Source organism: Stenotrophomonas sp. YJH_SMC_133, assembly GCF_059370655.1.
In genome coordinates this window covers 1-13,433 of record NZ_JCAFTW010000012.1, presented here as the reverse complement: position 1 = coordinate 13,433, position 13,433 = coordinate 1, and the positions used below count along the sequence as shown (strand labels likewise).

Sequence of the window (13,433 nt, the reverse complement as noted above, 5' to 3'; positions counted from 1 at the left end):
ATGGCGCCGCGCGGGACCCAAGCAATGCTCGAATTTCCACGCTGGAAGTACGTCGTCATCCTGATCGTACTGGCGCTCAGCGCGCTGTACGCGCTGCCCAACATCTACCAGAAGGACCCGGCCCTCCAGATCACCGCCAACCGTGGCGGGCAGATCGACGATGCGCTGCGCGACCGTGTGCTGGCCGACCTGAAGACGGCCGGAGTCACCCCCGTCGGTGTCGAGAAGGAAGGGGAAAGCCTGATTGTCCGCCTGCCGGACCTGAAGGCGCAGTCCGCTGCCAGCGACGCCCTGCGCGACACCGTCGGCGAAAAGTACACCGTGGCCCTGAACCTGGCCTCGACCGTGCCGGACTGGCTGGCCAACCTCGGCGGTCGCCCGATGGTGCTGGGCCTGGACCTGCAGGGTGGTGTGCACTTCGTGCTGCAGGTCGACCAGAAGGCCGCCCTCGACAAGCGCCTGGACGCCTACACCGAAGACGTGCGCAGCACCCTGCGTGACGCGCGCATCGCGTACCAGTCGGTGGAGCGTCGCGCGGACAACAGCATCGTGGCCAACCTGAGCCCGTCCGCCGGTGATGACGCCGCACAGCGTGCCCGTGCGGCGCTGGTGAAGGCGCAGCCGACGCTCGGCTACGACGTCAGCGGCAACCGAATCACGGTGACCGTGCCGGAGACCGAGATCGCGCAGATCGCCAATGGCGCCATCGAGCAGAACATCAACACCCTGCGCAACCGCGTGAACCAGCTCGGCGTGGCCGAGCCGATCATCCAGCGCCAGGGTGCCGACCGCGTGGTCGTGCAGCTGCCCGGCGTGCAGGACACTGCCGAAGCCAAGCGCATGATCGGCGCCACCGCCACCCTGGAATACCGCGCGGTGGTCGAGGGCAATGCCCAGGACGCCATCGACTCCGGCCGCATCCCGCCGGAAGCGAAGGTCTATCAGCGCCGTGACGGCGGCGGTCCGATCCTGCTGAACAAGCGCGTGATCGTCACCGGCGACCAGATGGTCGGCGCGCAGGCGGTGACCGACTCCACCAGCGGTGCCCCGGCGGTCAGCGTGACGCTGAACAACGTCGGCGGCCAGCGCATGTTCGACTTCACCAGCGCCAACGTGAACAAGCCGATGGCGGTGGTGTATACCGAACGCGTGCCGACCGTGACCCTGGTTGACGGCCAGGAAGTGCGTGGCTTCAAGGTCAACGAGGAAGTGATCTCGGTGGCCAACATCAACGGCGTGTTCGGCAAGAACTTCCAGACCACCGGCCTGCAGAAGAAGGAAGCCGACGACCTGGCCAAGCTGCTGAAGTCCGGCTCGCTGGCCGCGCCGATGGACTTCGTCGAAGAGCGTGTGGTCGGCCCGAGCCTCGGCGCCGAGAACGTCAAGAACGGCATGCGCGCAGTGGTGTTCGCGTTCCTGTTCACCCTGGTGTTCTTCAGCGTCTACTACCGCATGTTCGGTGTGATCACCTCGATCGCGATGCTGTTCAACCTGCTGATCGTGGTGGCGGTGATGTCGCTGTTTGGCGCGACCATGACCCTGCCGGGCTTCGCCGGCCTGGCGTTGTCGGTGGGCCTGTCGGTGGACGCCAACGTGCTGATCAACGAGCGTATCCGTGAAGAGCTGCGTGCCGGCGTGCCGGGCAAGACCGCGATCGTGACCGGTTACGAGCGTGCCTCGGGCACCATTCTCGACGCCAACCTGACCGGCCTGATCGTCGGTGTGGCGCTGTTCGCATTCGGTACCGGTCCGCTGAAGGGCTTCGCACTGACCATGATCATCGGTATTTTCGCCTCCATGTTCACCGCGATCACCGTGTCGCGTGCGCTGGCGACGCTGATCTACGGCCGTCGCAAGAAGCTCCAGAACGTGGCCATCTGACGGGACGACACGCACAATGAAACTGTTTCCGCTGCACATCCTCCCGAACGACACCAAGATCGACTTCATGCGCTGGCGCCATGTCGCGATGGTCGTCACGGTCATCGTGTTCCTGGCCTCGGTTGCCATCATCGGCGTCAAGGGGTTCAACTACGCGCTGGACTTCACCGGTGGCACCCTGATCGAAGCCCGCTTCGACAAGCCGGTGGACGTCGAGCAGGTCCGCAACAAGCTCGAGCAGAGTGGCTTCGAAGGCGCCCAGGTCCAGAGCGTCGGTGGCAACACCGACCTGCTGATCCGCCTGGCCCCGCACGGTGAGCATGCGCCGGGTACCGGTGACGCCGCCGCCGAGGACAAGGCCACTGCTGCCGCAGTAGTGAAGGCGCTGTCTTCTGCCGACAACCAGGCCACCGTGCTGCGCAACGAGTTCGTAGGCCCGCAGATCGGCAAGGATCTGGCGATGAATGGCCTGTACGCGACCATCTTCATGCTGGCCGGCTTCCTGATCTACATCGCAGTGCGCTTCGAGTGGAAGTTCGCGGTCACCGCCAGCATCGTGGCGATGTTCGACCTGATCGTGACGGTCGCTTACGTGTCCCTGCTGGGTCGTGAGTTCGACCTGACCGTGCTGGCCGGCCTGCTGTCGGTGATGGGCTTTGCGATCAACGACATCATCGTGGTCTTCGACCGCGTCCGCGAGAACTTCCGCAGCCTGCGCGTGGACTCGATGGAAGTGCTGAACCGTTCGATCAACCAGACGCTGTCGCGTACGGTGATCACCGCGGTCATGTTCTTCCTGTCGGCGCTGGCCCTGTACATGTACGGCGGCAGCTCGATGGAAGGCCTGGCCGAGACGCACATGATCGGTGCGGTGATCGTGGTGCTGTCCTCGATCCTGGTGGCGGTGCCGATGCTGACGATCGGTTTCCTGCGCGTCAGCAAGCAGGACCTGCTGCCGAAGGCGAAGGACGTCGAGGCCCTGGCCCGTCGCCCGTAAGCGTTCGCGCTGCACGCAATGCACAGAGAACCCCGCGCAAGCGGGGTTTTTTGTTGGCAGGGCTTGCAGCCCTGCACCTGCAGAGGCAACAGCAACAGCAACAGCGGGCATTCCGTGGATTGGTGGGGCGGTGTCGGAGTGCGGGGGCGCCGCAAGTACGTCCCTGTAGGCTTGGCAGCCGCATCCATGCGGCTGACACCCCGCACTCCGACACCGCCCCACCTTTGACAGATTCCTGCGGCTGTCGGTAGGTGTCGACCTTGGTCGACACATCTGTCAGATATCGAATGAATTCAACCGTGTCGACCAAGGTCGACACCCACCCCGCCCACCCCAGGAACCCAGCTTTTGACGTTGCTGTTGAGGTTGCCGGCCAGCGGCCGGCACTACCGCAGGTGCAGGGTGCAACCCTGCAAAACAAACCCCACCCTACGCCAGCGTCGGTTGTGCATTCGGCCCCCGCGCACTACGATCCTGCGGTTCGCGCGCGCAGGCGCGCACCCGTATTCCTGCTGAGCGCCCCGTGCGCCGCATCTGCCAACCCGAGGTATCCATGGTCATCAAACCGCGCGTCCGCGGCTTCATCTGCGTCACCACCCACCCGACCGGCTGCGAGGCCGCGGTCAAGCAGCAGATCGACTACATCCGCGCGCGTCCGCCGATCCAGAACGGCCCCAAGCGCGTGCTGGTGATCGGCGCCTCCACCGGCTACGGCCTGGCTGCGCGCATCGCCGCTGCCTTCGGCAGCGGCGCCGCGACCCTGGGCATCTTCTTCGAGCGCCCGGGCAGCGAGAGCAAGCCGGGTACTGCGGGCTGGTACAACTCGGCTGCGTTCCACAAGTACGCCGACGAAGCCGGCCTGTACGCCAAGAGCATCAACGGCGATGCCTTCTCCGATGAAGTGAAGGCGAAGACCATCGAAATGATCAAGGCCGATCTCGGCCAGGTCGACCAGGTCGTCTACAGCCTGGCGGCGCCGCGTCGCAAGCACCCCAAGACCGGTGAAGTCATCAGCTCTACGCTGAAGCCGATCGGCGAGCCGATCACCCTGCGCGGCCTGGATACCGACAAGGAAGTAATCACGGAAACCACCCTGCAGCCGGCTACCCCGGAAGAGATCGCTGGCACCGTCGCGGTGATGGGTGGCGAAGACTGGCAGATGTGGATCGACGCGCTGGCCGACGCCGGCGTGCTGGCCAACGGCTGCACCACCACGGCCTTCACCTACGTGGGCGAAGAGATCACCCAGGCGATTTACTGGAACGGCTCGATCGGCGCCGCCAAGAAGGACCTGGACACCAAGGTGCTGGGCCTGCGCGAGAAGCTGGCGAAAATCGGCGGCGACGCTCGCGTGTCGGTGCTGAAGGCCGTGGTCACCCAGGCCAGCTCGGCCATTCCGACCATGCCGCTCTACCTGTCGCTGCTGTTCAAGGTGATGAAGGAAAAGGGCACCCACGAAGGCTGCATCGAGCAGCTGGACGTGCTGTACGACATCCTCTACGGCGGCAAGGCCGACGGCGTGGCGATCGATCGCCTGCGCCACGATCTGGTCGATGGCGATGGCCATACCGTCGCGCTGGTCGACGAGGAAGGCCGCCTGCGTGCCGACTACAAGGAAATGGCGGCAGACGTGCAGGGCAAGGTGGTCGCGCTGTGGCCGCAGGTCACCAATGAGAACCTGTACGAGATCAGCGACCTGGCCGGCTACAAGGCCGACTTCCTGCGCCTGTTCGGTTTTGGCGTGGAGGGTGTCGACTACGAGGCCGACGTCAATCCGGACGTGAAGATCGATAATCTGGTCGACATGACCTGACCAATGAAAAGGCCGGCGAAAGCCGGCCTTCTCTTTTGGTGGGGCCGGCCGCTGGCCGGCAACCCTGGGGACCAAGGACGCCGGCCAGCGGCCGGCACTACCGCGGTCACCCGAACTCGAACCCCATCTCCGGCAGCGCCGGGCCGACGAAGTCGCCCTGCACGTAATCCACGCCGGCACTGAACAGCAGGGTCATCGAATTGGCGTCGCTGACGAACTCGGCGATGGTGCGGATGCCGGCCTCCTGCGCGCGTGCGGTGATCTGGCTGATGCGGTCGATGTTCTCGCGGGTGGCCGCCAGATCGCTGGTGAAACCGCGGTCCAGCTTGAGGAACTGCGGCTGGAAGTGGGCGAGCAGCTGGAACGAGTCCAATCCCGAACCGAACTGCTCCAGCCCGATGCGGCAGCCCAGTGGCGCCACTTCGGCAAGGAACTGCTGCGCACTGCGCAGGTGGGTGAACACCTTCGCTTCCGGCGCATGCAGCCACAGCCGTTCGCCGGGCACGCCCTGCGCCTGCAGCTCGCGCCGCAGGGTGGCGATCATCTCTGGGTCGTCGAACGATTCCGGCGTCACCTTCACCAGTACCTGGGTGGCGTGGCCCTGGCGTGCGCGCTGACCCAGTACGGCGATGGCCTGCGAAACCACCCAGCGGTTGATCTCCGCCAGCAGGCCGTACTCCTCGGCGATGCCCAGGAACGCGGTCGGACTCAGCAGTTCGCCGTTGTGCTCCAGGCGCAGGTAGGCCTCGTACAGCTCCAGCGGCTCGCCCTGCAGGTTCAGCACCGGCTGGTAGTGCAGCTGGAAGCCGTCGCCGGCCAGTGCTTCACGGATACGGGTGACCCAGCGCAGCACGCGTTCTTCCTCGACGCGGTCGGCCGCAGCCGGGTCGAAGATGCGGCAGGTATTGCCCAGTTCGGCGGCGGCATGCGTGCACTCGCTGGCGCGTGCGAGCACCTGGCCGATGCTGGCGATCTTCTCGCCCACCTGCACGCCACCGATGCTGACCGTCACCGTAGCCGAGCGCGCGCCGATGCTGAACACATGCGCTGCATACGCTTCGCGGATGCGCTCGGCCAGTGCCACGGTCTGCGCGTAGGGCCCGGCCTGCAGCACGGCGAAATTGTGTTCGCCGAAGCGGGCCAGCTGCGCGTCCTCGCCAACGACCTCGGCCAGCAGGCCGGCAAGGGCGCCGATCAGCGCGTCGGCCGAGGCCAGGCCGATGTCCGGCAGCAGGCGCGCGTAGTGGTCCGGCTCGATCAGCAGCAGGCCGAACTGGCCTTCGCTGCGCCCGGCCTGTGCCACTGCGCTTTCCAGCTGCAGCATGAAGGTCGGGCGGTTGAGCAGGCCCGTGACCTGATCGCGCTGGCGCAGGTCCTCGACCTCGCGGGCCAGCTCCGGATCGAACTCCATGCGGCGGCGAAGCACCACCTGCAGGCAGGATTCGCCTTCGTAGGTGGCGGCGGTGAATTCCATGGTTGCCGCGAACGTACTGCCATCCTCGTGGCGGGCATCGAGCTGGTACTGCGGCGGCGGCGCCTCGCCACGGCTCAGGCCCTTCAGCAGCTGCTTGAAGCCTTCCACATGCTGCGCGGCGACCATGTCCAGCAGCGAGATGCCTTCGATGTCGTCGAACTGCTCGTAGCCGAACATTTCCAGGTAGGCATCGTTGGCACGGATGTGCATCCCTTCGTGCACGTAGGCGATGGGATCGCGCGAAGAGGCGATCAGCGCATCGCAGCGGCGCTCGGTCTCGCGCATCTGCGCTTCGATGCGGCGCAGGCCGCGACGGGCCTGCAGGTCCACCCATTGGTCGCGGACCACGGCCAACAGATGCTCGGAGCGCTGGCGCAGGGCGAGGGCACGGATGCCGTGGCTGCTGGCCTGCACCAGCTCGTCCTCGTCGATGCGATCGGCCAGCAGCACCAGCGGAATGTCCTTGCCGCTGGCGGCGATGTGCTGGGCCACCAACGGCAGCGGGATGCCCTGCGAGGGGGACGCCAGCACCAGGTCGATGGCCTGGCTGGACAGCACCTGGGACAGCTCGGCCGCATCCTGTGGACGCCAAGGGCGCACCGCGATGCCGCTGTTGCGCAGCGTGCTGACAATGGCTTCGGCATTCTCGCCGCTGTCATCGACGATCAGCAGGCGGATGGTGATGTCGTTCGCGTTCTGCATGCACTGCTCCCCAATCTGCGAATCTAGATACACGATGCGCGGCGAACCGTCCATGCGCGCGCCCCTTGCACGCATCGAACGGCGATCTGGTTCACACCACGCCACCGGCCGCGTGGCCGCTGGCCCAAGCCCACTGGAAGTTGTAGCCGCCCAGCCAGCCGGTCACATCCAGCACCTCGCCGACGAAATGCAGGCCGGGTACGCGCTTGGATTCCATCGTCGAGGACGACACCTCAGCTGTATCCACGCCGCCCAGGGTGACTTCGGCGGTGCGATAGCCCTCGGTGCCGCTGGCCACCAGCGGGAACGCGCCCAGCAGCTGCGCGGCCTGGCGCAGCACCGGCTCGTCCAGCTGGCGCACGGGCCGGTCGGGCAGCCAGTGCTCGCACAGGCGCTGCGCCAGCCGCTTCGGCAGTACCTCGGCCAGCACCGTGCGCAGCTCGGCGGCCGGGCGCTCGCGCTTCATCTGGCGCAGCCACTCGCCGGCATCCTGGCCGGGCAGCAGGTCCAGCTCCAGCGCATCGCCGGGTTGCCAGAACGAGGAGATCTGCAGGATCGCCGGGCCGCTCACGCCGCGATGGGTCAGCAGCATGAAGTTCTGGAAGCTCTTGCCGTTGCAGCGCGCCTCGATCGGCAGGGCGACACCACTCAGGTCGGCCAGCCGTTCCTGGTGCTTGCCGCTGAGTGTCAGCGGCACCAGCCCGGCGCGGGTCGGCAGCACCTGATGGCCGAACTGGCGGGCAATCTCGTAGCCAAAGCCGGTGGCGCCCATGCTCGGAATCGACAGGCCGCCGGTGGCAACCACCAGCGAGGCGCAGTGGAAGAGGCCCTGCGTGGTGTGCACGCGGAACCCGTCGCTGCCGTGCTCGATGCGCTGCACGCTGCATTCGGTGCGGATCTGGGCACCGGCCGCCTGGCATTCGTCCACCAGCATCTTCACGATCTGCTTGGACGAGATGTCGCAGAACAGCTGGCCCAGCTCCTTTTCGTGATAGGCGATGCCGTGCTTGCTGACCAGCTCGATGAAGTGCCAGGGCGTGTAGCGCGCCAGCGCCGATTTGCAGAAGTGCGGGTTGGCCGACAGGAAGTTGGCCGGGGTGGTGCCGGTGTTGGTGAAGTTGCAGCGGCCACCGCCGGACATCAGGATCTTCTTGCCGACCTTGTTGGCATGGTCGATCACCTGCACCTGGCGGCCGCGCTGGCCAGCCGTGATCGCGGTCATCAGCCCGGCCGCGCCGGCGCCGATGACCACCACGTCGCAACGGATCGTGCTCATGCCTTGGCGCGCTTGCGCCAGTTCGGGACCACGTCGAGCTGCATCTGATCGTTGAGCAGCTGCACTTCACCGTCCTGGATCAGCACGCTCCAGCGCATCGCGCGCTGGATCTGCTGGCCCCACAGTTCGACGAAGGCACCATCGAGGTCAACCACCGACAGGTTGTCGAAGCGCGCCAGGCCCTTGCCCTGCTTGCCCCACCAGATCTCCGAGGCGTTGCCGCCGTAATTCACCACCTGCACCTGCCGGCTGCGGTTGCTGGCCTTGCGGATGCGGGATTCGTCGGGATGGCCCAGGTCGATCCATTGCAGGATGTCGCCGGTGTAGTCGTGTTCCCACAGGTCCGGCTCATCGTCGGTACTCAGGCCGCGGCCGAATTCCAGGCGGTCGCCGGCGTTCAGCGCGAAGGCGAGCAGGCGCACCATCAATCGTTCGTCGGTCTCGGACGGGTGCTGGGCCAGGGTCAGGTTGTGGGTCGCGTAGTAGCCGCGATCCATGTCGCTGATCTGCAGTTCGGCCTTGCGGATGGTGGCGGTAAGAGCCATGGGGGATCCGTGGACTAAAGACGTCAATGATAGAGGTTTGCTCCAAGGGTGTCCGTTGCCGGGCTGTCTGCGCAGTGTCAACGGTGGCACTCTTGGCGCTCTTTCCCGTGGCCGGAATGGACGCCATGACCCTGCCCAGCCACCTGCAGCTGCCACCCGGCCACTGGCCCAGCCTGCTCGATGGCCTGTGCGCGCGTTTCCCGCGCATCGGTCGCGCGCAATGGCAGGACCGCTTCGCCCGAGGCCGTGTGCAGGATGCGCAGGGCAGGGCACTGGCGCCGGACATGCCCTGGCAGGTGGGGCTGGAAATCCAGTACTTCCGCGAGGTTGCCGACGAGCCGGAGATTCCCTTCGCCGAGACCATCCTGCATCTGGATGCGCACCTGCTGGTGGCCGACAAGCCGCACTTCCTGCCGGTAACGCCGGCCGGTGGGTATGTGCGCGAAACCCTGCTGTCGCGCCTGGTCGCACGCACCGGCAACACCGAACTGGCGCCGTTGCACCGCCTGGACCGGCTGACCGCCGGCCTGGTGCTGTTCTCGACCCAGGCAGCCACGCGCGATGCCTATCAGCGGCTGTTCCGCGAGCGGCGCATCGAGAAGACCTATGAGGCGTTGGCACCGGCGCTGCCCGGGCTGGCGTTTCCGTTGCTGCGGGACAGTCGTCTGGTGCCGGGGGAGCCGTTCTTCCGCATGGCCGAAGTGCCGGGCGAGCCCAATGCGCGCAGCCTGATCGAGCCGATCGAGGCCGAAGGGCCGGTCTGGCGCTACCGGCTGAAGCCGGAAACCGGTCGCAAGCATCAGCTGCGCGTGCATATGGCGATGTTGGGCGCCCCCATCGAGGGCGATGACCTGTATCCGCAGCTGAGGCCGCGCCGGGATGACACGTTCGAGTCGCCCCTGCAGCTGCTGGCGCAGGGGCTGGCCTTCGATGATCCGCTGACCGGGGAACCGCGGCGGTTCAGCAGCCAGCGCCGCCTGTGCCTGCCCGCCCAGAGCGGGTAGGGCCGTTCAGCGAACCGGGCGCCGCGCCAGCCAGCGGTCCAGCTCGGCGGCGAACAGCTGCCGGTCGCGCTGGCCCAGCAGCGGCGGGCCGCCGGTCTGGACCCCGGCGCCGCGCAGTTCTTCCATGAAATTGCGCATCGACAGCCGCTCGGCCATGTTGTTCGGCGTGTACAGCTGGCCGCGCGGGTTCAGCGCCACAGCCTTCTTCTCCAGCACCAGCGCGGCCAACGGGATGTCCTGGGTGACGACCAGGTCTCCGGCAGCGACCCGTTCGACGATGGCGCTGTCGGCCACGTCCAGGCCCTGGGGCACTTGGATCGAACGCAGCCAGCGTGAGGGCGGGGTCCGGATCCACTGGTTGGCGACCAGAGTCAGTTCGATGCCAACGCGTTCAGCGGCACGGAACAGGATGTCGCGAATGACGGTGGGGCAGGCGTCCGCGTCCACCCAGATGCGGGGGAGGGCGGGTTCAGCTTGGGTTTCAGCTTCAGTCATTTACCCAGTGTAGGGTAGGAAAATCCTGAATGGGGACTCGGGGTTAGCCTCGATCGGCTGCCAGCCCTTGTCACGTCTAGCGGGCGGGGCCAGCCGATGAACGTCCGGGCTATCGCTTTTTGCAGAAAACACGCGTATCGTTCGTCCCACTGTGTTTGCTAGGGTCACCGTGAATCGTGGCCTGGTGCAGTTGATCTCACGATCCGCTCATCGATCCGCTTTACCAACGCCTGCAACTCAGTCTCGGCCCCGATACCCGGTGGCTGCGATTTTTTCAACATGTGTTTCAGGAGTTAGTCAAATGTCTGATCGTCAGACCGGCACCGTCAAGTGGTTCAACGACGCCAAGGGCTTCGGCTTCATCACCCCGGAAAGCGGCCCGGACCTGTTTGTGCACTTCCGTGCCATCCAGGGCACCGGCTTCAAGACCCTGCAGGAAGGCCAGAAGGTTACCTTCATCGCCGTCCAGGGCCAGAAGGGTATGCAGGCTGACCAGGTGCAGGCGGTCTAATCCGTCTGCTACCGTTTGGTAGCCAGAACGCCGGAAGCGAAAGCTTCCGGCGTTTTTTATTGCCTGCTGCTTTGTAGAGTCGAGCGTGCTCGACTGTCTCTGGAAAGCAGTCGAGCACGCTCGACTCTACAAAGGGCATGCAGCTGGCGCGGTACGATGCAGGCCTCCCCAAGGATCATCCCCATGCGCATCGTCCACCACCTGGAAAACTCCCGTTCCCTGCGTGTGCTGTGGATGCTGGAGGAGCTGGGGCTGGACTACGAACTGCGCCGTTATCCCCGCGATCCGAAGACGCTGCTGGCACCGCCCGAACTGCGTAACGTGCATCCGCTGGGCAAGTCGCCGGTGCTGCAGGATGGCGAGCTGGTACTGGCCGAGTCCGGTGCCATCCTCGACTACCTCGCGGATCGCTATGACACCCAACGCCAGCTGTCGCCGTCACCGATGCCGGCCGATGGCGCCGAGCGCATCGCCTACCGCTACTGGCTGCACTACGCCGAAGGCTCGGCGATGCCGCCGCTGCTGCTGACCCTGGTGATGGGCCGCATCCGCAACGCGCCGATGCCGTTCTTCGCCCGCCCGATTGCGCGCAGCATCGCCGACAAGGCCGAGCGTGGCTTCATCGGCCCACAGCGGCGCCTGCACCTGGACTGGATGGAGCGCCGCCTGTCTGAAAGCCCATGGTTCGCCGGCGAACGCTTCAGTGCGGCCGACATCCAGATGAGCTTCCCGATCCAGGCGGCCGCCGCGCGCGGCGGTGGCCTCGACGACAAGCCGGCGCTGCGTGGCTTCCTCAAGCGTATCGGCGAGCGCCCGGCCTACCAGCGTGCCGAGGCCCACGGCGGTCATCTGCAGGCGCTCAGCGGCAATTGAGGCGGGCGGCGGTCGTCCCCATCTTCAGCACCATGGATACCGACAGCCCCCGTTTCGACAACCGCCTGCTGCACACCCTGCCGGGCGACCCCGAATCCGGCCCGCGCCGCCGCGAAGTGCTGGGCGCGGCCTGGTCGCCGGTGATGCCGACTCCAGTGACGGCGCCTACGCTGCTGGCTTGGGCGCCGGACGTCGCCGCGATGCTCGGCTTCGATACCGCTGAAGTCGAAAGCGAAGGCTTCGCGCGGGTGTTCGGCGGCAATGCGCTGTACGCCGGCATGCAGCCGTGGGCGGCCAATTACGGTGGCCATCAGTTCGGCCACTGGGCGGGCCAGCTCGGCGACGGCCGCGCGATCTCGCTGGGCGAACTGGTCGCACCGGATGGCCGTCATTGGGAACTGCAGCTGAAGGGTGCCGGTCCCACGCCGTATTCGCGGGGTGCTGATGGCCGCGCAGTGCTGCGCTCATCCATCCGTGAATTCCTGTGCAGCGAAGCGATGCATCACCTGAGCGTACCGACCACGCGCGCGCTGTCGCTGGTCGGCACCGGCGAAGACGTGGTACGCGACATGTTCTACGACGGCCACCCGCGTGCCGAGCCCGGCGCCATCGTGTGCCGGGTATCGCCCTCGTTCCTGCGCTTTGGTTCATTCGAACTGCCAGCGTCACGCGGCGAAACTGCCTTGTTGCGGCAGCTGGTCGACGCGTGCATCGCCCGCGACTTTCCGGAGCTTGAAGGGCAGGGGGAGGCGCTGTACGGCGACTGGTTCGCGCAGATCGCGGTGCGCACTGCCGAGATGATCGCGCACTGGATGCGCGTCGGTTTCGTGCATGGCGTGATGAACACCGACAACCTGTCCGTGCTCGGCCTCACGCTCGACTACGGTCCTTATGGCTGGGTCGAGGACTTCGACCCGGACTGGACACCGAACACCACCGATGCCCAGGGGCGTCGCTACCGCTTCGGTACACAGCCGCAGGTGGCGTACTGGAACCTGAGCCGATTGGCACAGGCGTTGTCACCGTTGTTCGCCGATGTCGAACCGTTGCAGGCAGGATTGGCCGCGTACCAGTCCACCTTCGTCGCCTGCACCCGTCGCGATGCCGCAGCGAAACTCGGCCTGGCTGCGGCGGATGATGAAGACCTGCAGTTCTACCTGCGCTGGCAGCAGTTGATGCAGGACGGCGCAATGGACATGACCCTGGCCTGGCGCGCGCTGATGCGCGTTGATCCAGCGTCGCCCGATGTGGGTGTGCTGGACGCGGTGTGCTACGACGAGGCACGCCAGCAGTCGGTGCAGGCACCGTTGCAGCAGTGGCTGCAGGATTACGCGGCGCGGCTGCGCGTGGATCCGCTGTCGGCCAGCGAGCGCACGGCGAAGATGGCCGCGGCCAATCCGCTGTACGTGCTGCGCAACTGGCTGGCGCAGGAGGCCATCGATCGCGCCGAACAGGGCGACCTCGGCGGTGTTCATGCGTTACAGGATGTGCTGCGCGATCCGTATACCGAGCGCGCCGGCCTGGAGCACTATGCCGGCAAGCGGCCGGCGTGGGCCGACAACCGCGCCGGCTGCTCGATGTTGTCCTGCAGTTCCTGAGGGTGGGTTTCGGCAGGGCTGCGCCCTGCACCCGCAGAGGCCAGGTCAACAGCCAGAGCAAAAGCTGGATTCCGTGGTTTGGCGGGGCGGTGTCGGAGTGCGGGGACGCCGCAAGTACGTCCGTGTAGCAACTGTGTTGATGGAGGGACTTGGCCCCTCCATGAGACGGGCACGGTAGTGCCGGCCGCTGGCCGGCAGCCTTTGGTCTTGCGCCCTGGCTGGCCTTAGGCAGGGACCAGCCCGTTTTCAGCGTCGCGCACCCGG

The 13,433-nt window shown here is 66.3% G+C and carries 11 protein-coding genes; 7 read left to right on the top strand and 4 right to left on the bottom strand.

What is annotated here, in order from left to right; all coding sequences use genetic code 11:
• Positions 1 to 24: 24 nt before the first annotated feature.
• From secD to fabV, 3 genes are all read left to right on the top strand, one after another.
• The gene (secD, locus tag AC5P78_RS16885; RefSeq protein ID WP_043035689.1) at positions 25 to 1,881 is read left to right on the top strand and encodes a protein translocase subunit SecD; all 1,857 of its coding nucleotides are present in this window, start codon (positions 25 to 27) and stop codon (positions 1,879 to 1,881) included.
• Between the two features lie 16 nt (positions 1,882 to 1,897).
• Complete coding sequence (secF, locus tag AC5P78_RS16880) at positions 1,898 to 2,878, top strand: protein translocase subunit SecF (RefSeq protein WP_012479930.1); 981 nt, start codon at positions 1,898 to 1,900, stop codon at positions 2,876 to 2,878.
• Between the two features lie 553 nt (positions 2,879 to 3,431).
• Entirely contained in the window at positions 3,432 to 4,691 is a 1,260-nt protein-coding gene (gene fabV / locus AC5P78_RS16875; RefSeq protein WP_100443287.1) for an enoyl-ACP reductase FabV, read from the top strand.
• Positions 4,692 to 4,797: 106 nt separating this feature from the next.
• Here the strand turns inward: fabV and AC5P78_RS16870 are convergent, their stop codons facing one another.
• The 3 genes from AC5P78_RS16870 to AC5P78_RS16860 all read right to left on the bottom strand — a co-directional run bounded on the left by AC5P78_RS16870 (position 4,798) and on the right by AC5P78_RS16860 (position 8,688).
• Positions 4,798 to 6,867, bottom strand: a complete 2,070-nt coding sequence (locus AC5P78_RS16870; protein ID WP_005413024.1) for an EAL domain-containing response regulator — start codon at positions 6,865 to 6,867, stop codon at positions 4,798 to 4,800.
• A gap of 91 nt (positions 6,868 to 6,958) precedes the next feature.
• Positions 6,959 to 8,143 carry a BaiN/RdsA family NAD(P)/FAD-dependent oxidoreductase gene (locus tag AC5P78_RS16865; protein ID WP_005409262.1) on the bottom strand — a complete coding sequence of 395 codons (1,185 nt, stop codon included), beginning with the start codon at positions 8,141 to 8,143 and terminating at the stop codon, positions 6,959 to 6,961.
• Positions 8,140 to 8,688, bottom strand: a complete 549-nt coding sequence (locus tag AC5P78_RS16860) for a YaeQ family protein (protein WP_005409263.1) — start codon at positions 8,686 to 8,688, stop codon at positions 8,140 to 8,142. Before AC5P78_RS16860 ends, AC5P78_RS16865 begins: the two co-directional genes overlap by 4 nt.
• 125 nt (positions 8,689 to 8,813) lie before the next feature.
• Here AC5P78_RS16860 and AC5P78_RS16855 point away from each other — a divergent pair, with 125 nt between their 5' ends.
• Positions 8,814 to 9,692: a pseudouridine synthase gene (locus AC5P78_RS16855; protein ID WP_044569987.1), complete on the top strand. Its 879-nt coding sequence runs from the start codon at positions 8,814 to 8,816 to the stop codon at positions 9,690 to 9,692.
• Positions 9,693 to 9,698: 6 nt separating this feature from the next.
• Here the strand turns inward: AC5P78_RS16855 and AC5P78_RS16850 are convergent, their stop codons facing one another.
• The gene (locus AC5P78_RS16850; protein ID WP_414489961.1) at positions 9,699 to 10,187 is read right to left on the bottom strand and encodes a YaiI/YqxD family protein; all 489 of its coding nucleotides are present in this window, start codon (positions 10,185 to 10,187) and stop codon (positions 9,699 to 9,701) included.
• A gap of 301 nt (positions 10,188 to 10,488) precedes the next feature.
• On the opposite strand from AC5P78_RS16850, the gene AC5P78_RS16845 reads away from it, so the two are divergent.
• The 3 genes from AC5P78_RS16845 to AC5P78_RS16835 all read left to right on the top strand — a co-directional run bounded on the left by AC5P78_RS16845 (position 10,489) and on the right by AC5P78_RS16835 (position 13,169).
• Positions 10,489 to 10,698 carry a cold-shock protein gene (locus AC5P78_RS16845; RefSeq protein WP_004153307.1) on the top strand — a complete coding sequence of 70 codons (210 nt, stop codon included), beginning with the start codon at positions 10,489 to 10,491 and terminating at the stop codon, positions 10,696 to 10,698.
• 183 nt (positions 10,699 to 10,881) lie between these two features.
• Entirely contained in the window at positions 10,882 to 11,571 is a 690-nt protein-coding gene (locus AC5P78_RS16840) for a glutathione S-transferase family protein (RefSeq protein ID WP_005409266.1), read from the top strand.
• Between the two features lie 32 nt (positions 11,572 to 11,603).
• Positions 11,604 to 13,169: a protein adenylyltransferase SelO gene (locus AC5P78_RS16835; protein ID WP_495217303.1), complete on the top strand. Its 1,566-nt coding sequence runs from the start codon at positions 11,604 to 11,606 to the stop codon at positions 13,167 to 13,169.
• The last annotated feature ends 264 nt before the right edge of the window (positions 13,170 to 13,433 follow it).